At 66.2% G+C, this 19,241-nt stretch carries 20 protein-coding genes; 18 read left to right on the top strand and 2 right to left on the bottom strand.

Features of this window, described 5'->3' with window-relative positions:
• The first annotated feature begins 125 nt into the window (after nt 1-125).
• From coxB to ACQ1W9_RS10340, 4 genes are read left to right on the top strand one after another with little or no spacing between them, the layout of a single operon-like run.
• The gene (gene coxB, locus ACQ1W9_RS10355; protein WP_431023301.1) at nt 126-1,241 is read left to right on the top strand and encodes a cytochrome c oxidase subunit II; all 1,116 of its coding nucleotides are present in this window, start codon (nt 126-128) and stop codon (nt 1,239-1,241) included.
• A gap of 50 nt (nt 1,242-1,291) precedes the next feature.
• A complete protein-coding gene (gene ctaD / locus ACQ1W9_RS10350) occupies nt 1,292-2,923 on the top strand; it encodes a cytochrome c oxidase subunit I (protein WP_431023300.1) in 1,632 nt (543 codons plus the stop codon).
• 33 nt (nt 2,924-2,956) lie between these two features.
• Nucleotides 2,957-3,520 carry a cytochrome c oxidase assembly protein gene (locus ACQ1W9_RS10345; protein ID WP_431023299.1) on the top strand — a complete coding sequence of 188 codons (564 nt, stop codon included), beginning with the start codon at nt 2,957-2,959 and terminating at the stop codon, nt 3,518-3,520.
• Nucleotides 3,521-3,535: 15 nt separating this feature from the next.
• Complete coding sequence (locus ACQ1W9_RS10340; protein ID WP_431023298.1) at nt 3,536-4,396, top strand: cytochrome c oxidase subunit 3; 861 nt, start codon at nt 3,536-3,538, stop codon at nt 4,394-4,396.
• Between the two features lie 17 nt (nt 4,397-4,413).
• On the opposite strand, the gene ACQ1W9_RS10335 is transcribed toward ACQ1W9_RS10340, so the two are convergent.
• On the bottom strand, nt 4,414-4,605 hold the full coding sequence (locus ACQ1W9_RS10335; protein ID WP_431023297.1) for a DUF2909 family protein: 192 nt from the start codon (nt 4,603-4,605) through the stop codon (nt 4,414-4,416).
• Nucleotides 4,606-4,681: 76 nt separating this feature from the next.
• Here ACQ1W9_RS10335 and ACQ1W9_RS10330 point away from each other — a divergent pair, with 76 nt between their 5' ends.
• From ACQ1W9_RS10330 to cyoE, 4 genes are all read left to right on the top strand, one after another.
• A complete protein-coding gene (locus ACQ1W9_RS10330; protein ID WP_431023296.1) occupies nt 4,682-5,350 on the top strand; it encodes an SURF1 family protein in 669 nt (222 codons plus the stop codon).
• The gene (locus tag ACQ1W9_RS10325; protein WP_431023295.1) at nt 5,347-5,880 is read left to right on the top strand and encodes a hypothetical protein; all 534 of its coding nucleotides are present in this window, start codon (nt 5,347-5,349) and stop codon (nt 5,878-5,880) included. The genes ACQ1W9_RS10330 and ACQ1W9_RS10325 overlap by 4 nt, the downstream gene beginning before the upstream one ends.
• Nucleotides 5,881-5,948: 68 nt before the next feature.
• Nucleotides 5,949-6,977 (top strand): COX15/CtaA family protein, encoded by a 1,029-nt coding sequence (locus tag ACQ1W9_RS10320; RefSeq protein WP_431023294.1) that lies wholly within the window; start codon nt 5,949-5,951, stop codon nt 6,975-6,977.
• Nucleotides 6,970-7,884: a heme o synthase gene (gene cyoE / locus ACQ1W9_RS10315; RefSeq protein WP_431023293.1), complete on the top strand. Its 915-nt coding sequence runs from the start codon at nt 6,970-6,972 to the stop codon at nt 7,882-7,884. Before ACQ1W9_RS10320 ends, cyoE begins: the two co-directional genes overlap by 8 nt.
• 66 nt (nt 7,885-7,950) lie before the next feature.
• Here the strand turns inward: cyoE and ACQ1W9_RS10310 are convergent, their stop codons facing one another.
• On the bottom strand, nt 7,951-9,426 hold the full coding sequence (locus ACQ1W9_RS10310; protein ID WP_431023292.1) for an SLC13 family permease: 1,476 nt from the start codon (nt 9,424-9,426) through the stop codon (nt 7,951-7,953).
• A 162-nt stretch (nt 9,427-9,588) separates the two neighbouring features.
• On the opposite strand from ACQ1W9_RS10310, the gene cysQ reads away from it, so the two are divergent.
• The 10 genes from cysQ (at nt 9,589) to ihfA (ending at nt 19,163) form a co-directional block, all read left to right on the top strand.
• Nucleotides 9,589-10,383 (top strand): 3'(2'),5'-bisphosphate nucleotidase CysQ, encoded by a 795-nt coding sequence (gene cysQ / locus ACQ1W9_RS10305; protein WP_431023291.1) that lies wholly within the window; start codon nt 9,589-9,591, stop codon nt 10,381-10,383.
• A gap of 90 nt (nt 10,384-10,473) precedes the next feature.
• On the top strand, nt 10,474-10,941 hold the full coding sequence (locus ACQ1W9_RS10300) for a DUF2489 domain-containing protein (protein ID WP_431023290.1): 468 nt from the start codon (nt 10,474-10,476) through the stop codon (nt 10,939-10,941).
• Between the two features lie 206 nt (nt 10,942-11,147).
• Nucleotides 11,148-11,822, top strand: a complete 675-nt coding sequence (locus ACQ1W9_RS10295; protein ID WP_431023289.1) for an OmpA family protein — start codon at nt 11,148-11,150, stop codon at nt 11,820-11,822.
• Between the two features lie 244 nt (nt 11,823-12,066).
• Nucleotides 12,067-13,965 (top strand): threonine--tRNA ligase, encoded by a 1,899-nt coding sequence (gene thrS / locus ACQ1W9_RS10290; protein ID WP_431023288.1) that lies wholly within the window; start codon nt 12,067-12,069, stop codon nt 13,963-13,965.
• Nucleotides 13,966-13,996: 31 nt separating this feature from the next.
• On the top strand, nt 13,997-14,536 hold the full coding sequence (gene infC, locus ACQ1W9_RS10285) for a translation initiation factor IF-3 (RefSeq protein WP_273668236.1): 540 nt from the start codon (nt 13,997-13,999) through the stop codon (nt 14,534-14,536).
• Between the two features lie 107 nt (nt 14,537-14,643).
• Nucleotides 14,644-14,838, top strand: a complete 195-nt coding sequence (gene rpmI / locus ACQ1W9_RS10280) for a 50S ribosomal protein L35 (RefSeq protein ID WP_089725334.1) — start codon at nt 14,644-14,646, stop codon at nt 14,836-14,838.
• 38 nt (nt 14,839-14,876) lie between these two features.
• Nucleotides 14,877-15,230, top strand: a complete 354-nt coding sequence (gene rplT, locus ACQ1W9_RS10275; RefSeq protein ID WP_346060454.1) for a 50S ribosomal protein L20 — start codon at nt 14,877-14,879, stop codon at nt 15,228-15,230.
• A gap of 145 nt (nt 15,231-15,375) precedes the next feature.
• Nucleotides 15,376-16,395 (top strand): phenylalanine--tRNA ligase subunit alpha, encoded by a 1,020-nt coding sequence (gene pheS, locus ACQ1W9_RS10270; RefSeq protein WP_346060453.1) that lies wholly within the window; start codon nt 15,376-15,378, stop codon nt 16,393-16,395.
• A gap of 30 nt (nt 16,396-16,425) precedes the next feature.
• Nucleotides 16,426-18,807: a phenylalanine--tRNA ligase subunit beta gene (gene pheT, locus ACQ1W9_RS10265; RefSeq protein WP_431023287.1), complete on the top strand. Its 2,382-nt coding sequence runs from the start codon at nt 16,426-16,428 to the stop codon at nt 18,805-18,807.
• A gap of 50 nt (nt 18,808-18,857) precedes the next feature.
• Nucleotides 18,858-19,163 carry an integration host factor subunit alpha gene (gene ihfA, locus ACQ1W9_RS10260; protein ID WP_195860021.1) on the top strand — a complete coding sequence of 102 codons (306 nt, stop codon included), beginning with the start codon at nt 18,858-18,860 and terminating at the stop codon, nt 19,161-19,163.
• Nucleotides 19,164-19,241: the final 78 nt, after the last annotated feature.

Raw genomic sequence — 19,241 nt, 5'->3', positions numbered from 1 at the left:
CGTTTAGGATGCCATGCCCTCCCGGGCGGGCGGCCGCGGGATCTTTCCTATACTCCTTCCAGACTTGGCTAATATTGAGTCCGGCGATAGTTCGTCAGGGACCCATAACAACGAAGGAGGCGCCGATGTCCAGGAGGTTCGCTTGGTTGTCGGGGAGTGGCGTGGTGGGGCTGAGCGCTCAGGTACAGGCCGATGGCTGGAATATGCCGCTGGGGGTCACCGACATCAGCCGCGAGATCTACTCCCTGCATATGATCATCTTCTGGATTTGCGTGGTGATCGGTCTGGTGGTCTTCGGCGTGATGTTCTATTCACTGTTCCGCTATCGCCGCTCTCGTCACCCCAAGGCGGCCAATTTCCACGAGCACACCACGGTGGAGGTGATCTGGACCACGCTGCCGTTGCTGATCCTGGTCGGCATGGCGGTGCCGGCCACGGCCACCCTGAAAAGCATGTACGACGCTTCCGATGCCGAGCTGGATATCATGGTGACCGGCCAGCAGTGGCGCTGGCGCTATGAATACTTGGGGGAGGAGGTGGCCTTCACCTCCAGTCTCAGCACCCCCCGGGCACAGATCCGCGGCGAGGAAGAGCGCGGCGAGACCTATCTCCTGGATGTGGACAATCCCCTGGTGCTGCCGATCAATCGCAAGGTACGTTTCCTGTTCACCTCCGATGATGTCATCCACTCCTGGTGGGTGCCGGACCTGGCGGTCAAGCAGGATACCGTGCCCGGCTTCGTCAACGAGAACTGGGTGCGCATCAACGAGCCCGGCATCTATCGCGGCCAGTGTGCCGAGCTGTGTGGCCTGGATCATGGCTTTATGCCTGTCGTGGTGCATGCCATGGAGGAGGAAGAGTTCGATAGCTGGCTCGCCGAGCGCCGCGACGAGGCGGCCCAGGAGGCCCTCGGGGTGGATCGCGACTGGGCCCTGGAGGAACTGATGGCCCGCGGTGAAGAGGTCTATGGGGCCATTTGCATCTCCTGCCACCAGGCCGAGGGGCAGGGCATGCCCCCCACCTTCCCGGCACTGGCCGGCAACCCCCGCCTGCTTGACGATCTGGAGTGGCAGCTCAGCACCGTGATCAATGGTGTCTCCGGCACCGCCATGCCGGCCTTTCGCAGCACCCTCAACCCGGTGGAGCTGGCGGCGGTGGTGACCTTCACCCGGAATGCCTGGGGCAATGATACCGGTGATGTGGTGCAGCCCTCACAGGTCGCCGAGCGACTGGCCCGCTGATCGGGTCCGATCGCCCGGCCGATCCACGACAAGAACCAGGGAGAACTCCGATGGCATCGAAGCTGCCCAAGCCCCCCTTCGAGCATAGCGCCGGCGGCGCTGGGCTCGCCGCCGACACTCACGCCACCCCACCGAAGGGGATCCTGCGTTGGTTGCTGACCACCAATCACAAGGAGATCGGCAGCCTCTACCTGATCTTCTCGCTGATCATGTTCTTTATCGGCGGCATCTTCGCCCTGGTGGTGCGCCTGGAGCTGTTCCAGCCGGGGCTGCAGTTCGTCGATCCCGAATTCTTCAACCAGATGACCACCCTGCATGGCCTGATCATGGTCTTCGCCGCGGTGATGCCGGCCTTCACCGGCCTGGCCAACTGGATGATCCCCCTGCAGATCGGGGCCCCGGACATGGCCCTGCCGCGGCTCAACAACTTCAGTTTCTGGCTATTGCCGGTGGCCTTTACCCTGCTGCTCTCCACCCTGCTGATGCCGGGGGGCGGGCCCAACTTCGGCTGGACCTTCTATGCGCCGCTCTCCACCACCTATGCGCCGCCGTCGACCACCTTCTTTATCCTCGGCATGCACCTGGCCGGGATCAGCTCGATCCTGGGGGCGATCAATATCATCGCCACCATCCTCAATCTGCGTGCCCCGGGGATGCGCATGATGGACATGCCGCTGTTCGTCTGGACCTGGCTGATCACCGCCTTCCTGCTGATCGCGGTGATGCCGGTGCTGGCCGGGGTGATCACCATGATGCTGCTGGATATCAACTTCGGCACCAGCTTCTTCGATGCCGCTGGTGGCGGCGACCCGGTGCTCTTCCAGCACCTGTTCTGGTTTTTCGGGCACCCCGAGGTCTACATCATGATCCTGCCGGCCTTCGGCATCGTCTCGGCGATCATTCCCACCTTCGCCCGCAAGCCGCTGTTCGGCTACGCCTCCATGGTGTATGCCACCGCCTCCATCGCCATCCTCTCCTTCCTGGTCTGGGCGCACCATATGTTCGTGGTGGGGCTGCCGCTGGTGGCCGAGCTCTTCTTCATGTACACCACCATGCTGATCGCGGTGCCCACCGGGGTGAAGGTGTTCAACTGGATCACTACCCTGTTCCAGGGCTCCATCACCTTCGAGACCCCCATGTTGTTCGCCCTGGCCTTCGTGGTGTTGTTTACCATCGGTGGCTTCTCGGGGCTGATGCTGGCCATTGCCCCGGCGGACTTCCAGTACCACGACACCTACTTCGTGGTGGCCCATTTCCACTATGTGCTGGTGCCCGGGGCGATCTTCTCGATCATGGCCGGGGCCTACTACTGGCTGCCCAAGTGGACCGGCCACTATCCCAGCGAGGCGCTAGGGCGTTGGCACTTCTGGCTGTCGGTGATCGGCGTCAACCTGACCTTCTTTCCCATGCACTTCTCGGGGCTGGCGGGCATGCCGCGACGGATTCCCGACTATGCCTTGCAGTTCGCCGACTTCAACCTGGTGTCGAGCCTGGGGGCCTTCCTGTTCGGGCTCTCCCAGTTGCTCTTCGTGGCGGTGATCGTCAAGTGCGTGCGCGGTGGCGAGAAGGCGCCGGCCAAGGCCTGGGAAGGGGCCCAGGACCTGGAGTGGAGCGTGCCCAGCCCGGCGCCGCTGCACACCTTCGAGACGCCGCCCCATGTGATCCCTCAGCCCCACCCCTGAACAGGCGGCGGGGAATCCCGCCGGGAGGTCTCGATGAGTCCGGTACAACGCACGGTGAGCCGTACCCTGGTGGTCCTGGTGGCGATGTTCGGCTTTGCCTTCGCCCTGGTGCCCCTCTATGACGTCTTCTGCCGCCTCACCGGGCTCAACGGCAAGGTGGATACCAGCGCCCAGGCCTTGATGCATGAGGCGGTGGACGACTCCCGCTATGTGACCGTGCAACTGGTGACCCGCAGCGGTTCCGGGCTGCCCTGGCGGCTGGAGGTGGCGCAGCGGCAACTGCGGATGCATCCCGGCCAGGTCGTGGAGGTGGATTTCACCTTCGTCAATCAGAGCGAGACTCCCCAATGGGGACGGGCGGTGCCCAGCGTCTCGCCCTCCAATGCCAATCGCCATCTGCGCAAGGTGAGCTGCTTCTGCTTCGAGGAGCAGCGCCTGGCGGCGGGCGAACGACTGGAGGTGCCGCTGGTGTTCCAACTGACCCGGGACCTGCCCGCGGAAGTCCATACGGTGACCCTGGTCTATACCCTGTATCCGGTGGAGCCCGGGGCCCTGGCCCTGACGCCCCGGGATCCTGACGCCCTGGATGCGATCTAGCGATGGAGGTGACGCATGAGCGGTGGTAGCTACTATGTTCCGGCGACCAGCAAGTGGCCGATCCTCGGTTCCCTGGCTCTGGGGGTGATGATGATCGGCGCCGGCCTGGTGATGGTGCATGGCCGGGGTAGTCCGGTACTGGCGCTGGGCATCCTGGCGGTGATCACGGTGATGGCGCTGTGGTTCCGGGACGTGGTGCGGGAATCCCGGCAGGGCCTCTATGACGAGCAGATGGATCGCTCCTTCCGCTGGGGGATGGGCTGGTTCATCTTCTCCGAGGTGATGTTCTTCGCCGCCTTCTTCGGGGCGCTCTTCTATGTGCGCACCTTCGCCCTGCCATGGCTCGATGGGGAGGGGGCCAAGGGGGTGGCGGCGCTACTGTGGCCCGACTTCAGCGCCCAGTGGCCCTTGCTCAACCCGCCGGACGCTTCGGTGTCCGGGCCCGATGCCGTGCTCAGCCCCTGGCAGCTGCCGCTGGTCAATACCCTGTTCCTGGTCACCTCCAGCATCACTCTGACCGTGGCCCATGAGGCCCTCAAGGAGGGCTACCGGCGTACCTGCCGCAACTGGCTGGCGGGCACCGTCTTTCTCGGGGTGTGCTTTATCCTCGTACAGGGCTTCGAATACTACGAGGCCTATGCCCACTACGGCCTGACCCTGGACGCCGGCATCTACGGCGGGCTCTTCTTCCTGTTGACCGGCTTCCACGGGATGCACGTCACCGTGGGGGCCATCATCCTGTCGGTAATGCTGGTGCGCATCCAGCGGGGGCACTTCAGCGGCGACGACCACTTCGGCTTCGAGGCCGCCGCCTGGTACTGGCACTTCGTGGACGTGGTCTGGGTGGGGCTCTTCCTGTTCGTCTATGTCTTCTAGGCAGGGGCTCGAGGCTTTTAACCGGCCAGGCCACCGTAGTGGAAGCCATAGAAGAGCAGCGCCAGCAGCACCACGGCACAGGCCACCCGCAACTTGAGCGAGATCAGCAGGCGCCGGGAGGCGCCGCCGTCGCGCAGCAGGAAGCCGGCGCCGGCGGCGAGGCTGGCCAGCATGATCAGAAAGACCAGGGCGATGGCGAATTTCAGCATGGGAGACTCCGTGGGATCGATGCATCACAGTTCAAGGAAGCCGCGCCGTGCTGTCAAGCAGAGGCTATGGTGGGCCTTGTGGCTCCCGCTGGTGCTGCTGGGCCTCGTCCTGGGCGTCTGGCAGTGGCAACGGGCCGAGGCCAAGATGGCCTATCTGGCGGCCCGCGAGGCGGCCCCGGCGGTCGTCGACCCGCAGGAGGCCCCGATGGAGGGGGCCCAAGTGACCCTGAGTGGCGAGTTTCTCGCCGAGGAGACCCTGTTCCTCGATAACCGGGTGCATGACGCCCGGGTCGGGGTGGCGGTGCTGACGCCCCTGGTGGACGCCGAGGGGCGCCGCTGGCTGGTGCAGCGGGGCTTCGAGGCCACCGGGCCCTATCGTGTCGACCCCGAGGTGGTTAGCCCCGAGGGCCGGGTGACCCTGAGCGGTACCTGGCAGGCGGCAGGCGACGGTGGCCTGCTGCTGGGCCCCAACCGGGAGGGGCGGCGCCTGCAGAGCATCGATCTTGCCGCCTGGCCGGAGGACTTCGCCTTCGCCGGCTGGCTCCACCAGGAGACGGGCGAGGGCGCCTATGCCACCTGGTGGCGCCCCAGTGTGATGCCCCCCAGCCGCCACCTCGGTTATGCCGTGCAATGGTGGGGGCTGGCACTGGCCGCCCTGGTCATCATGCTGCTGGGGGGCCGGCGGCGGGCCCGCGTTTCCTCGCCGATCGGCGATTCCGCTTCATCCGTCGGAGAGCTGCCATGATGACTCGTCCACGCCACTCCCGCCTCAAGCTGCTGTTACTGATGGCGCTGTTCGCTGCTCCCCTACTCAGCGCCTGGGCCATGGTCACCTGGCGAGTCGGCATCCCCGAGGGGCGTACCGCCCATGGGCAGCTGGCCCCCGAGCTGCCGGCCCTGGCCGACTGGCCTCTGGAGGAGCCCATGACGGCATCCGAACACTGGGTATTGGCCTTCGACTGCCGTGGCGATTGCGCCGCACAGGCGGATCGCTGGTGGCGGTTGCACCGGGCGCTGGGGCGCGAGGCGCCGCGGCTCGAGCGGCTGCGCATCGTCGCCGCGGAGACGATGCCGGGCCAGGCGGCACTGCCCGGGGAGCGGCTGGCCAGTTGGCGTTCGCCGCCGGCCTGGGGCGAGCCGGACGCGCTCTGGTTGCTTTCCCCGCAGGGCGAGGTGGTGCTGGGGTATTCTCCCGGCGCGCCGCTGCGGGACGTGATGGATGATCTCCAGCACCTGCTGAAGGTCAACCCGGAGCGGGGGGCGTCGTCGAATTGAGCGGCTGCCTTCAACGCGGGTCGCGACGTATGCTGGATGCCATCACAACGACAGCACGAGGGCGCGCCATGACCGAACGCCGACTCCGCCTGCTCAAGTGGCTTAGCCTGCTGGGGACCCTGGCAACCCTGGGGGTGATCCTGATCGGGGCCTGGACCCGCTTGGTGGATGCCGGTCTCGGCTGCCCCGACTGGCCGGGCTGCTATGGTCGCCTGGTGGTGCCCGACGGTGCCACCGCCGCCGCCCATACCCCGGAGGCGCCCCTGGAGGCCTTCAAGGCCTGGGTCGAGATGGTCCACCGCTATGTGGCTTCGGCCCTGGGGCTGCTGGTGTTGATCCTGGTGGGGCTGGGCTGGCGCTGGCGGCGCCGGGCCGATTATCCCTGGCGCCTTTCCCTGGCCCTGCTGGGTCTGATCCTGGTACAGGGGAGCTTCGGCGCCTTCACCGTCACCCTCAAGCTGTGGCCCCAGGTGGTCACCCTGCATCTGCTGGGGGGGATCGGGGTGCTGCTGCTCTTCCTGTGGTTGCACCTGCGGCTGCGGGAACTGGCCGCGGCGAGCCGCCCTCCGAGCCGCCGGCGGCTCTCGCCGCTCTGGGGGCTGGCGGCCGCGCTGCTGGTGGGGCAACTGGCCCTCGGCGGCTGGGTCTCCAGTAACTATGCCGGCATCGCCTGTCAGGGCTTTCCGACCTGCAATGGCCAGTGGTGGCCCGCCACCGACTGGAGCGAAGGTTTCCACCTGACCCAGACGGTGGGCCCCAACTACCTGCATGGCCAGCTGCATGCGGATGCCCGCACTGCGATTCACTTTGGTCACCGTCTCGGCGCCCTGACGCTGGGCCTGGGCCTGCTGCTGCTGACCTGGCGGGAGTGGCGCCGGCCCGGCCTGCGCCCGTATCTGGTGGGGCTCCTGGGGGCCTATGCCGGCCAGTTCGTCCTGGGGGTGGCCAATGTGCTCTGGTGGCTGCCCCTGGGGCTGGCCCTGGCGCATACCGCCGGGGCGCTGGCGCTGGTGCTGACGCTGGCGTTGGGGGCCTGGCGGGCGAGCCGGGTCGGCATCTCACGGCAAGCGAGTCACGAGGAGGTGGCCCATGCGTAATGCACTGATGGTGACCGGGAGCCTCGACCACCTTGGCGGGCAGTGGCGGGACCTGTTGACGCTGTGCAAGCCGCGGGTGGTGCTGGTGATGCTGGTCTGCGCCCTGGTGGGCATGGCGCTCGCCACGCCGGCGTTGCCGCCACCGCTGGCGGTGTTCCATGGCCTGGTGGGGATCGGCCTGGCGGCCGGCGGGGCGGCCGCCTACAACCATGTGCTGGATCGCAAGCTGGATGCGCTGATGGCGCGTACCGCGCGCCGGCCCCTGGCCACCCGGCGGCTGCCGACGCCCCTGGCCCTGGCCTGGGCGACCCTGCTCTCGGTGGCCGGCATCGGCCTGCTGCTGTGGCAGGTCAATGCCCTGACCGCCTGGCTGACCCTGGCCTCGCTGATCGGCTATGCGCTGATCTATACCGCCTTCCTCAAGCGCGCCACGCCGCAGAATATCGTGATCGGCGGGGTGGCGGGGGCGGCGCCCCCCTTGCTGGGCTGGACCGCGATCACCGGTAGCCTGGGGCCCGAACCCCTGCTGCTGATGCTGATCATCTTCGCCTGGACCCCGCCGCACTTCTGGGCCCTGGCCATTCACAAGCGCGACGAGTATGCCCGGGCCGGGGTGCCCATGCTGCCGGTGACCCATGGCGAGGCCTTTACCCGCTTGCAGGTCTGGCTGTATGGCTGGCTGACGGTGGTGGTGACCCTGCTGCCCTTCGTGATCGGCATGAGCGGGGCCGTCTACCTGGTGGGGGTGATGGCGCTGAACCTGCGCTTCATGATGTGGAACTTCCGGGTCTGGCGTGGCCAGGACCCCCGGGCGCCCCTGGCCGCCTTCTGGTTCTCGATCCGCTATATCCTCGGCGTCTTCGGGGTGCTGCTGCTCGATCACTATGCCACCGCGCTGCCCTGGTAGGAGGCGCGCTTCCCCGAACGCCAGACGCCGCCCTTGGGCGGCGTCTGGCGTCTGGCGAGCGGGGTGTTACCAGAACCAACTGACCAGCAGGTAGGCCATCAGGGTCACCACCAGGGTGCCCATCACGTTGAGCATGAAGCCGGCGCGGATCATCGACTGGATCTTCATATGGCCGGTGGCGAAGACGATGGCGTTGGGCGGGGTCGCCACCGGCATCATGAAGGCGCAGCTGGCGGCGATGGCGGCGGGCACCGTGATCAGCAGTGGCGACACGTCCAGCGACAGCGCCAGGGCGCCCAGTAGCGGCAGGAAGGCGGCGGCGGTCGCGGTATTGGAGGTCACCTCGGTGAGGAAGATGATCACCAGCACCACGATGCCCACCAGGGCCAGCAGCGGCAGCACGCCGAACAGCGAGAGCTGCTCGGCGATCCATTCGGCGAGCCCCGACTGGCTGATGGCGCCGGCCAGGGCCAGGCCGCCACCGAACAGCAGCAGGATGCCCCAGGGCAGGGTCTTGGCGGCCTCCCAGTCCAGCAGGCGCTCGCCGCCGCCGCGACCGCTGGGAATCAGGAACAGCAGCAACCCCGCGGCGATGGCGATACCGGTATCGCTGAGCCAGTCGAGCCCCAGGTCATTGAGCAGCGGTCGTGATACCCAGGCCAGGGCGGCCAGCAGGAAGACGATGCCCACCCGGCGCTCCGCGGAGGTCAGGGCGCCCAGTCGGGCCAGCTCATCGCGGATCATCCGGCCGTTGTCGTCGCCCTGGCGCAGGTCGAAGCCGCCGCGGCTCAGCCACCACCAGGCCAGCAGCATCATCACCGCGCTGATCGGCAGGCCGATCACCATCCATTGGGCGAAGCCCACGTCGATGCCCCGGGACTCGGCCAGGTAGCCGGCCAGCAGCGCATTGGGCGGGGTGCCGATCAGGGTGGCCACGCCGCCGATGCTGGCGGAATAGGCGATGGCCAGCAGCAGGGCGGTGGCATAGCGCGCCAATGCCTCGGGGGCATTGTCCTTGCCCAGCAGACTGACCACCGACATGCCGATGGGCAGCATCATGATGGCGGTGGCGGTATTCGAGACCCACATGCTGAGAAAGCCGGTCGCCAGCATGAAACCGGCGATCTGCCGCCGTGGCTGGTGTCCCACCACCCGCAGCACATGCAGGGCGATGCGCCGATGCAGCTCCCAGCGCTGCATGGCAATACCCAGCAGGAAGCCGCCCAGGAAGAGGTAGATGATGGGGTTGGCATAGCTGCCGCTGACCTGGCCCATGGGCGCGATGCCCAGCGCCGGCACCAGCAGCAGCGGCAGCAGAGAGGTGGCGGGGATCGGAATCGCCTCCGTGGACCACCAGGTGGCCATCAGCAGGCCCAGGCCGGCGCACAGCCAGGCACTCTCGCTCATGCCGGCCGGTGCGGGTAGCAGCAGGGTGATCAGCAGCCAGGCCGGGCCCAGCCAGAGGCCGATACGGGCGGCTGGGCCGGGGGGCTGGAGATTCGCGGGGGGAGGGGAGGACGGTGTCTCCTGGGCGCTGGCCATGGCATATCCTTATATGAGCTGGCGAATTGGCCGCATTGTACGAGCCGGCCCCGGCCACCGCCAGGGCAGCCATCGGCGCTGGCGGGTAGGCTTGGCGAGCGCGGATCTTGCCGGTAACGGCATCAGCCGTTAGGGTAGCGGCTCGACAACGGAGGAGTGCCCATGGCATCCAGTGAATGGCCGCCCCGGCAGGCGCTGCGAGCGCTCTGCGAGCGAGCCGGTGAGGCGATCCTGGCGGTACGCGAGACGGGCGACTGGGAGCAGCGCGAGAAGGCCGATGCCAGCCCGGTCACCGCCGCCGATCAGGCCGCCCACGCCTGCCTGATGACGGGACTGGCGGCCCTGACCCCGGAGGTGCCGGTGCTCTCCGAGGAGGCGGTGGTGCCCTGGGAAGAGCGCCGCGGCTGGACGTGTTACTGGCTGGTGGATCCCCTGGATGGGACCCGGGAATTTATCGAAGGCTACGATGACTTCACCGTCAACCTGGCCCTGGTCGAGGCGGGTCGAGTTCGCTATGGCGTGGTCCATGCGCCGGTGGCCGGTACGACCTGGGAGGGTGGCGCGGGGCTGGGAGCCTGGCGCTGGCAGGCCGGTCGCGGCGAGGCGATCGCGGTGGCCCCCCAGTGGCCGCCGCGGGGGGTAGCCAGCCGGGCTCATCTGGATTCGCGTACCCAGGCCTGGTTGCGGCGCTTCCCCGAGGCTCGGCTGGTGCGTTGCGGCAGCTCGGTGAAGTTCTGCCGCATCGCCGAGGGGGCGGCGGACCTCTATCCGCGCTTCGCGCCCACCAGCGAGTGGGACACCGCCGCCGCCCAGGCGGTGTTGGAGGGGGCCGGGGGCGCCGTGCTGGATGCCCGGACGCTGATGCCACTTCGCTATAATGCCGGCGAATCGCTGCGCAACCCCGACTTTATCGCCTGTGCCGATGCCCTGGGGCCGTGGCGTGAGATAACGAAATAATCGTTTATCCCTGATATTTTGTACAGGCTTTGTATCGTCAAGGTGGTGGCCCGGGCCCAAGGGGCGCCATCGACTAGAGAGGTTCTTCCCATGAGTACATCCCTGGCCCTCGGTCTGCTCGCTCTCGCGCTGCTCATTCTCGCCGGCCTGTCGGGCTATGCCTGGAGCCTGTGGCGAGAGGTCAAGCGGCGGGAAGCCTTCCGCGCCGACGAGCTTCGTCGTGCCCACGAGCAGTGTCTGGAAGGGCTGGATGCGGTGGCCAGGGCGATGCTGAGCGAGCAGGTGGATATCACCGAGGGGGCCCTGCGTTGCAAGGTGATGCTGGAAATCATCGATCCCCGACTGATCGAACGGGAGGACTTTCGGGTCTTCGGGGAAGTGCATGCCCGGACCGCTCATTTGCATACCCACTCGGCCCGTCAGGCCCTTTCTCCCCGTGAGCGCTTCAAGGAAGACAAGGAGCGCCTGGCCGTGGAAGATGAGCTGAAGGTGTCGGCCTTGGCCGCCGCCAAGGCGATCCTGGTGTTCAAGCAGCGTTGGCCGCAAAGCTTGCACTGAATGTGCATCGCCACTTGGCAGCCCAGGGGCGTCATGAGATGATAAAACATGCGTATAAGCACTGGCCGATTTAGTGCCGATGTGTTTACTTTGCAAAGGAATGCTGCGTGGTTGCGGCTTCCCTTTTCGGATTCTCGTCACTGTTTTCGGGAATTCGTTTTGTGCGTCACGTGACGACTAGCACTGCGTCAAAGAAGGAGTCTTACATGAAAAAATCAACGACTGGTCTGCTGCTCGGTTCCGCCCTGGCCCTCGGTCTCTCCGGCTGTGCCTCCTCAGGCAGTAACCCGAGTGCCTCTGATCGCGCCTGGTATCAGGAGCCCCTGGTGTGTGGTATCGCCGGCGGCCTGATCGGTGGCAGCATCGGTTACGCCACCAGCAGCGACTCCGACGAGGATACCGGGGTCGCCGTCGGTTCCACCGCCGGGGCCACCATCGGTGCCCTGCTGTGTGCCGATCACTCCCCGGAGCCGGTGGCCGAGCCGGCCCCGATGCCGGAGCCCGCGCCGGAACCCGAAGTGCCGGAATTCGAGCCGGTGGTGCTGTCCAGCGAAGTCAACTTCGCCTTCGACTCCGCCGAGCTGACCCCGGCCGCCCGTACCACCCTGGACGACGTCGCTCGCCGCCTGACCGAAAACGAGCGTAGCCAGGATATTCGCGTGCATATCGCCGGCCACACCGACTCCAGGGGGTCCGATCAGTACAACCTGGGTCTGTCCCAGCGTCGTGCCGACTCGGTGCGTGATTACCTGATCTCCCGCGGCGTCGCAGGCAACCGTCTGGTGGCCCGTGGCTTCGGCGAAGAGCGTCCGGTGGCCAGCAACGAGACCGACGCCGGCCGCGCCGAGAACCGTCGCGTCGAGCTGGATGTGCTGAACTAAGCACACGGCTCTCGCCATGATCTCAGGGGTGCCTTCGGGCACCCCTGTTTCGTTCGGTGTCGATGGCACAAGGCCATCTCGATCTGCTAAAGTTCTTTCCCTTCGTGTCCTCGGTGCCGCCGGTAACTGCCGGTCGGTCGTCGCCCATGGTGGGGGCGCCCCGATGACCCGAACGCACCCCATTCTCTCGACCTGCGACACGTGAGCCCTGGTATGGCCCACCACTGCGCGTTAAGGAACTGTAATGCCCATCGTTACTCTGCCCGACGGCACCCAGAAGTCCTTCGATGCCCCCCTCTCGGTGATGGAGCTCGCCGAATCCATCGGCCCCGGCCTGGCCAAGGCCTGTGTGGCCGGCAAGATCGACGGCGTCGCCGTGGATGCCGCCGATGTGATCGACCGTGATGCCGAGGTGGCGATTCTCACCGCCCGCGATCCCGAAGGGCTCGAGGTGATTCGCCACTCCTGCGCCCACCTGATCGGGCACGCCGTCAAGCAGCTCTATCCCGAGGCCAAGATGGCCATCGGCCCGGTGATCGACGACGGCTTCTATTATGACGTGGATTTCGGCCGCTCGGTGACCCCGGAGGATCTCGAGGCCATCGAGGAGCGCATGAAGGCGCTGATCGATAGCGGCTACGATGTGGTTCGCGAGTACGTGGATCGCGACAAGGCGATGCTCACCTTCCTGCACCGCGACGAGCCCTACAAACAGGAGATCGTCCGCGAGATCCCGGAAGGCGAGACCATTCGCCTCTACCACCACGAAGAGTACACCGATATGTGTCGGGGCCCCCATGTGCCCAATACCCGGCACCTCAAGGCCTTCAAGCTCACCAAGCTGGCCGGCGCCTACTGGCGGGGCGATGCCTCCAAGCCGATGCTGACCCGTATCTACGGCACCGCCTGGGGCGACAAGAAGGCCCTCAAGGCCTATCTCAAGCGCCTCGAGGAGGCGGAGAAGCGCGATCATCGCAAGCTGGCCAAGAAGCTCGATCTCTTCCACCTCCAGGAAGAGGCGCCGGGCATGGTCTTCTGGCACCCCAGTGGCTGGACCATGTACCAGGCCCTGGAGCAGTACATGCGCCGGGTGCAGATCGCCAACGGCTACCAGGAGATCAAGACCCCCCAGGTGGTGGATCTTTCCCTGTGGAAGAAGTCGGGGCACTGGGGCCACTACAGCGAGCTGATGTTCACCACCGAGTCGGAGAAGCGCGACTATGCGGTGAAGCCGATGAACTGCCCCTGTCATGTGCAGGTGTTCAATCAGGGCCTGAAGAGTTATCGGGACCTGCCGCTGCGCCTGGCGGAGTTCGGCAGCTGTCATCGCAACGAGCCCTCCGGGGCCCTGCATGGCCTGATGCGAGTGCGTAGCTTTACCCAGGATGACGCCCATATCTTCTGCACCGAGGGCCAGATCCAGGCCGAGGCGGAGGCGTTTATCGCCCTGACCCTCGAGGTCTACAAGGAGCTCGGCTTCGAGGACGTGGAGCTCAAGCTCTCCACCCGGCCCGATGACTTCCTGGGCGAGCCGGAGATGTGGGATCGTGCCGAGGCGGGCCTCGAGGCGGCGCTCAACAGCACCGGCCTCGATTGGGAGCTGCAGCCGGGGGAGGGCGCCTTCTACGGGCCCAAGATCGAGTTCTCCCTGCGCGACTGCCTCAATCGGGTCTGGCAGTGTGGCACCCTGCAGCTCGACTTCAACCTCCCGGGTCGCCTCGGCGCCCAGTACGTGGACGAGGAGGGGGTGCGCCGGACGCCGGTCATGCTGCACCGCGCCATCCTCGGCTCCTTCGAGCGCTTCCTGGGGATCCTGATCGAGCACTATGCCGGGGCCATGCCGCTGTGGCTGGCGCCTCAGCAGGTGGCGATCCTCAATATCACCGATGCCCAGCGCGATTATGTGCTCGATCTGGAGCAACGCCTGCAGAAAATCGGTGCCCGGGCCAAGGCGGACTTGAGGAACGAGAAGATCGGCTTTAAAATCCGTGAGCATACGTTGCAGAAGGTTCCCTACCTCTTGGTGGTGGGGGATAAGGAAGTCGAATCCGACGCTGTTGCCGTGCGTACCCGCAGTGGCGAGGATCTCGGCAGCATAAAGGTCGATGACCTGCTCGCTCGGCTGACCGCCGAGGGGTTATAATGACAACGTCACTCAGAACGGAGATTTAGCGATCAAGCGTAATAATCAGCGAGGGCGCGTCCAGGACAAGCGTCCGCCCATGAACGAGCGTATCACCGAAGACCAGGTTCGCCTCATCGACGCCGATGGCGAGCAGCTGGGCATCGTCTCCACCCAGGAAGCCCTGGAGAAGGCCGAAGCCGCGGGTCTCGACCTCGTACAGATCTCCAATGCCGACCCCATCGTCTGCAAGATCATGGATTACGGCAAGTTCGTCTTCGAGCAGAAGAAGCAGAAGGCGGCACAGAAGAAGAAGACCAAGCAGATCCAGGTCAAAGAGGTCAAGTTCCGACCCGGCACCGACGAGGGTGACTATCAGGTCAAGCTGAAGAACCTGACCCGTTTCCTCGAAGGGGGCGACAAGGGCAAGGTGACCCTGCGTTTCCGGGGCCGTGAGATGGCCCACCAGGACATCGGCCGCAAGCTGATGGAACGGATCGCCGCCGATCTCGAGGAGATCGGTAGCGTGGAGTCCTTCCCGAAGATGGAAGGGCGCCAGATGATCATGATTCTTGCCCCCAAGAAGAAGTGATCGTCGACAAGAAGTGATCCACAGGCAAGCTAACGGGCCCTCGCTTCCCCCGGGAGGCGAGGGTCGGCCTTGGGTTTTCTGAAAAATTTCGAGCGGAGTTCTCCCTCATGCCGAAGATCAAGAGCAACAGCGGCGCTGCCAAGCGCTTCAAGAAGACTGCCAACGGCTTCAAGCACAAGCAGTCCTTCCGTAGCCACATCCTGACCAAGAAGTCCACCAAGCGTAAGCGTCAGCTGCGTGGGATGAAGCAGATCCACGACGCCGACAAGGCCCTGATTCAGCGCATGCTGCCGAATCTGTAAGCCTTTTGGTCGACCATTTTTAACGTCAGGAGAAAGCCATGACTCGTGTCAAGCGTGGTGTCGTCGCACGTCGCCGTCACAAGAAGATTCTGAAGCAGGCCAAGGGTTACTACGGTGCCCGTTCGCGGGTCTTCCGCGTCGCCAAGCAGGCCGTCATCAAGGCCGGTCAGTACGCCTATCGCGACCGTCGTCAGCGCAAGCGTCAGTTCCGTGCCCTGTGGATCGCGCGTATCAACGCCGCTTCCCGTCAGAACGGCCTGTCCTACAGCCGCTTCATCGCCGGCCTCAAGCAGGCAGGCATCGAGATCGACCGTAAGGTGCTGGCCGATCTCGCGGTTCACGAAAAAGCCGCCTTTGCCGCCATCGTCGAGAAGGCCAAGGCTGCCCAGTAAGTGAGACCGACCCACAGGAAGGTCCCGCCTTATTGGTGGGGCGTTCCTGCGAAGGTTCCAGGGGAAGAGCAGCCGCTCTTCCCCTGTTTTTTTATCTGACCGCCATGGGGGCCGATTCCGTGGCGGCACATTCGGAGCGCAACGGATGGATCATCTTCCCACTCTGGTCGCCGAGGCCCGCCGCGCCATCGAGCAGGCCGATACTGTCCAGGCCCTGGATGAGGTGCGGGTGCACTACCTGGGCAAGAAGGGTGAGATCACCGCCCTGCTCAAGGGCCTCGGCAAGCTCTCCGCCGAGGAGCGTCCGGCGGCGGGCGAACGCATCAACCAGGCCAAGCAGGAGCTCGCCGGCGAGCTGGAGTCGCGCAAGGCGAGTCTGGAGAAGGCCGCCCTGGAGGCGCGCCTGGCGGCGGAGCGCCTGGACGTGACCCTGCCCGGGCGTGGCCAGCCCCAGGGCAGCCTGCATCCGGTGACCCGCACCCTGGAGCGCATCGAGGGGCTCTTCACCCGCATCGGCTATGACGTGGCCGTGGGGCCGGAGATCGAAGACGATTATCATAACTTCGAGGCCCTCAATATCCCGGCTCACCACCCGGCCCGGGGCATGGCGGATACCTTCTACTTCGATGCCACCCGGTTGCTGCGCACCCATACCTCGCCGGTGCAGGTGCGTACCATGAAGGAGGGCAAGCTGCCGATTCGCATCGTCTGCCCGGGGCGCGTCTATCGCAGCGACTCGGACCTGACTCATACCCCGATGTTTCACCAGGTGGAAGGCCTGCTGGTGGACGAGGACGTCAGCTTCGCCGACCTCAAGGGCACCATCGAGGACTTCCTCCACGCCTTCTTCGAGCGGGACGACCTCTCGGTGCGCTTCCGGCCCTCCTATTTTCCCTTCACCGAGCCCTCCGCCGAGGTGGATATCCAGTGCGTGATGTGCAGTGGCGAGGGCTGCCGGGTGTGTGGCCACAGCGGCTGGCTGGAGGTGATGGGCTGCGGCATGGTGCACCCGGAGGTGTTCCGTCACTCGGGCATCGACGCCGAGCGCTACACCGGCTTCGCCTTCGGCATGGGCGCCGAGCGCCTGGCCATGCTGCGCTACGGGGTCAACGACCTGCGGCTGTTCTTCGACAACGACCTGCGCTTCCTGCGCCAGTTCGCCTGATAACCCGGACCGCTCAACACAGGATTCGTCATGAAATTTTCCGAACAGTGGCTGCGCGAGTGGGTCTCTCCCAGCGTGGCGACCCAGGCGCTGGCCGATCAGATCACCATGGCCGGCCTGGAAGTGGATGCCGTGGAGCCGGTGGCGCCTGGCTTCAGCGGCGTGGTGGTGGCCGAAGTCGTCGAGAAGAGCCAGCACCCGGACGCCGACAAGCTGAATGTCTGCCTGGTCAATGACGGTGGCGATGAGCCGGTGCAGGTGGTGTGTGGGGCCCCCAATGTGGCCGCCGGCCAGAAGATCGTCTTCGCCCGGGTCGGCGCCCTGCTGCCCGGCGACTTCAAGATCAAGAAGGCCAAGCTGCGCGGCCAGGCCTCCCACGGCATGATCTGCTCCGCCTCCGAGCTGGGACTGGCCGAGGAGACCTCCGCCGGGATCCTGGTGCTGCCCGCGGACGCCCCGGCGGGCGAGGACTTCCGCGCCTATATGGGCCTCGACGATCACACCATCGAGGTGGATCTGACCCCCAACCGCGGCGACTGCCTGAGCCTCCAGGGCCTGGCCCGGGAAGTCGGCGTCCTCAACCGCCTGGCGGTGGAGGGACCCGACGAGGCGCCGGTAGCCGATACTCACCAGGAGACCTTCCCGGTGGCGGTGAGCGACCCCGAGCGCTGCCCCCGCTACCTGGGTCGGCTGATCAAGGGCGTCGACGTCACCGCGCCGACCCCGCTGTGGATGGTGGAGCGGCTGCGGCGTAGCGGCGTGCGCAGCATCGATGCGGTGGTGGATATCACCAACTATGTGATGCTCGAGCTGGGCCAGCCCCTGCACGCCTTCGATCGCGCCAACCTCCATGAAGGCATCCAGGTGCGCCTGGCCCGGGAAGGCGAGCGCCTGGTGCTGCTGGACGGCCAGGAGATCACCCTGCGCGGCGAGACCCTGGTGATCGCCGATGGCCGCGGTCCGCTGGCCATCGCCGGCGTGATGGGTGGCGAGCACTCCGGCGTGAATGCCGAGACCCGGGATATCTTCCTGGAATCGGCCTTCTTCACCCAGCTCGCGGTGGCCGGCCAGGCGCGCTCCTATGGGTTGCATACCGATGCCTCCCACCGCTTCGAGCGGGGCGTCGATCCGACCCTGGCGCGGCGTGCCATGGAGCGGGCGACCCAACTGCTGCTGGAGATCGTCGGCGGCGAGCCGGGTCCGGTAGTGGAGGCGGCAAGCCCCGCCCATCTGCCTGTCGAGCGCCGCGTGACCCTGCGCAAGGCGCGCCTCAGCCAGGCCCTGGGACTCGAGCTGGACGCCGCCGAAGTGGCGGAAATCCTGACCCGCCTGGGCCTGGCGGTGGATGCCGTCGAAGCGGGCTGGGAAGCCGAGGTGCCCTCCTGGCGCTTCGATATCGCCATCGAGGAGGACCTGATCGAGGAGGTGGCGCGGGTCTACGGCTACAACCGCCTGCCGGTGCGCCGTCCGGCGGCGCGCCTGGCGCTGCGCCCCGATGGCGAGAGCCGTCAGCCGCTGGCGCGCCTGCGTCGTCAGTTGGTGGCCCGCGGTTACCAGGAGGCCATCACCTACAGTTTCGTGGCCCCGGAGCTGCAGGCGACCCTGCTGCCCGAGGCGGTCTCGCCGCGGCTGGCCAACCCCATCTCCAGCGATATGGCGGTGATGCGGGCGAGCCTCTTCCCGGGGCTGATCAAGGCCTTCGAGCATAACCTCAACCGCCAGCAGAGTCGGGTGCGGCTGTTCGAGAGCGGCCTGGTGTTCCGCGGCGAGCTGGATGAGCTGCACCAGATCCCCATGCTGGGCGGCCTGGTCAGCGGCAGTCGTGAGCCGGAGGGCTGGTGCGGCGCCAAGGAGAGGGTCGATTTCTTCGACCTCAAGGGGGATCTGGAGAGCCTGCTGGCCCTCGGCGGCGAGCCCGAGGCCTGGCGCTTCGAGCCGGCGACTCACAGTGCCCTGCATCCGGGGCAGAGCGCGCGGCTCCTGCATCGCGGCGAGGAGGCCGGCTGGATCGGCACCCTGCACCCCGCGGTCAAGGCGAGCCTGGGCCTCAAGGCGGATGCGGTGCTCTTCGAGGTGCGCCTCGATGCGCTGACTCACGGCAAGCTGCCGGCCTTTACGCCGCTCTCCCGCTATCCGGAGGTACGCCGTGACCTGGCCTTCCTGGTGGCCGACGACCTGCCAATCCAGGCACTGCTCGACTGCCTGCGGGAACAGGCCGGCGACTGGCTCCAGGAACTGCGCCTGTTCGACGTCTATCAGGGCAAGGGCGTCGAGCCGGGGCATAAGAGTGTCGCCCTGGGCTTGACCTGGCAGCATCCTTCGCGCACGCTGAATGATGATGAAATCAATCAGTTAGTCGATGCGATCGTGGCCGAGTCCGGGTCGCGCTTCGGCGCCAGGCTGCGAAGCTGACGCCGATGGACACGGAGCGAGGGCGCGACGTCCAGCACGAGGGAGTGACCATGGGAGCATTGACCAAGGCGGAGCTCGCCGAACACCTGCATGTGGAGCTGGGGCTCTCCAAGCGGGATGCCAAGGCGATGGTGGAGACCTTCTTCGAGGAGATCCGCGGTTGCCTGCGGGAGAACGAGCAGGTCAAGCTGTCGGGCTTCGGCAACTTCGACCTGCGCGACAAGCGGGAACGGCCGGGTCGCAATCCCAAGACCGGCGAGGAGATTCCGATCTCGGCGCGACGGGTGGTGACCTTTCGTCCGGGACAGAAGCTCAAGAGCCGCGTAGGTGGTTTCGAGGGTACCCCGGACGTCTGATGTACTGGCTCCGTTCATGACAAGGCCCCGGCAGTGCAAACTGCCGGGGCCTTGTCGTCTGGACGGGGGGAGGGGGCT

This window comes from Halomonas sp. H5 (assembly GCF_050613175.1).
GTDB classification, from domain to species: Bacteria; Pseudomonadota; Gammaproteobacteria; order Pseudomonadales; family Halomonadaceae; genus Bisbaumannia; species Bisbaumannia salifodinae.
The sequence above is the reverse complement of the archived record's forward strand: the minus strand, read 5'-3'. Positions and strand labels throughout refer to the sequence as shown.

Bases quoted from the DNA above. Each gene is read 5' to 3' on its own strand.
- coxB (WP_431023301.1), top strand. From the start codon at position 126: ATGTCCAGGAGGTTCGCTTGGTTGTCGGGGAGTGGCGTGGTGGGGCTG.
- ctaD (WP_431023300.1), top strand. From the start codon at position 1,292: ATGGCATCGAAGCTGCCCAAGCCCCCCTTCGAGCATAGCGCCGGCGGC.
- ACQ1W9_RS10345 (WP_431023299.1), top strand. From the start codon at position 2,957: ATGAGTCCGGTACAACGCACGGTGAGCCGTACCCTGGTGGTCCTGGTG.
- ACQ1W9_RS10340 (WP_431023298.1), top strand. From the start codon at position 3,536: ATGAGCGGTGGTAGCTACTATGTTCCGGCGACCAGCAAGTGGCCGATC.
- ACQ1W9_RS10335 (WP_431023297.1), bottom strand. From the start codon at position 4,605: ATGCTGAAATTCGCCATCGCCCTGGTCTTTCTGATCATGCTGGCCAGC.
- ACQ1W9_RS10325 (WP_431023295.1), top strand. From the start codon at position 5,347: ATGATGACTCGTCCACGCCACTCCCGCCTCAAGCTGCTGTTACTGATG.
- ACQ1W9_RS10320 (WP_431023294.1), top strand. From the start codon at position 5,949: ATGACCGAACGCCGACTCCGCCTGCTCAAGTGGCTTAGCCTGCTGGGG.
- cyoE (WP_431023293.1), top strand. From the start codon at position 6,970: ATGCGTAATGCACTGATGGTGACCGGGAGCCTCGACCACCTTGGCGGG.
- ACQ1W9_RS10310 (WP_431023292.1), bottom strand. From the start codon at position 9,426: ATGGCCAGCGCCCAGGAGACACCGTCCTCCCCTCCCCCCGCGAATCTC.
- cysQ (WP_431023291.1), top strand. From the start codon at position 9,589: ATGGCATCCAGTGAATGGCCGCCCCGGCAGGCGCTGCGAGCGCTCTGC.
- ACQ1W9_RS10300 (WP_431023290.1), top strand. From the start codon at position 10,474: ATGAGTACATCCCTGGCCCTCGGTCTGCTCGCTCTCGCGCTGCTCATT.
- ACQ1W9_RS10295 (WP_431023289.1), top strand. From the start codon at position 11,148: ATGAAAAAATCAACGACTGGTCTGCTGCTCGGTTCCGCCCTGGCCCTC.
- thrS (WP_431023288.1), top strand. From the start codon at position 12,067: ATGCCCATCGTTACTCTGCCCGACGGCACCCAGAAGTCCTTCGATGCC.
- rpmI (WP_089725334.1), top strand. From the start codon at position 14,644: ATGCCGAAGATCAAGAGCAACAGCGGCGCTGCCAAGCGCTTCAAGAAG.
- rplT (WP_346060454.1), top strand. From the start codon at position 14,877: ATGACTCGTGTCAAGCGTGGTGTCGTCGCACGTCGCCGTCACAAGAAG.
- pheS (WP_346060453.1), top strand. From the start codon at position 15,376: ATGGATCATCTTCCCACTCTGGTCGCCGAGGCCCGCCGCGCCATCGAG.
- pheT (WP_431023287.1), top strand. From the start codon at position 16,426: ATGAAATTTTCCGAACAGTGGCTGCGCGAGTGGGTCTCTCCCAGCGTG.
- ihfA (WP_195860021.1), top strand. From the start codon at position 18,858: ATGGGAGCATTGACCAAGGCGGAGCTCGCCGAACACCTGCATGTGGAG.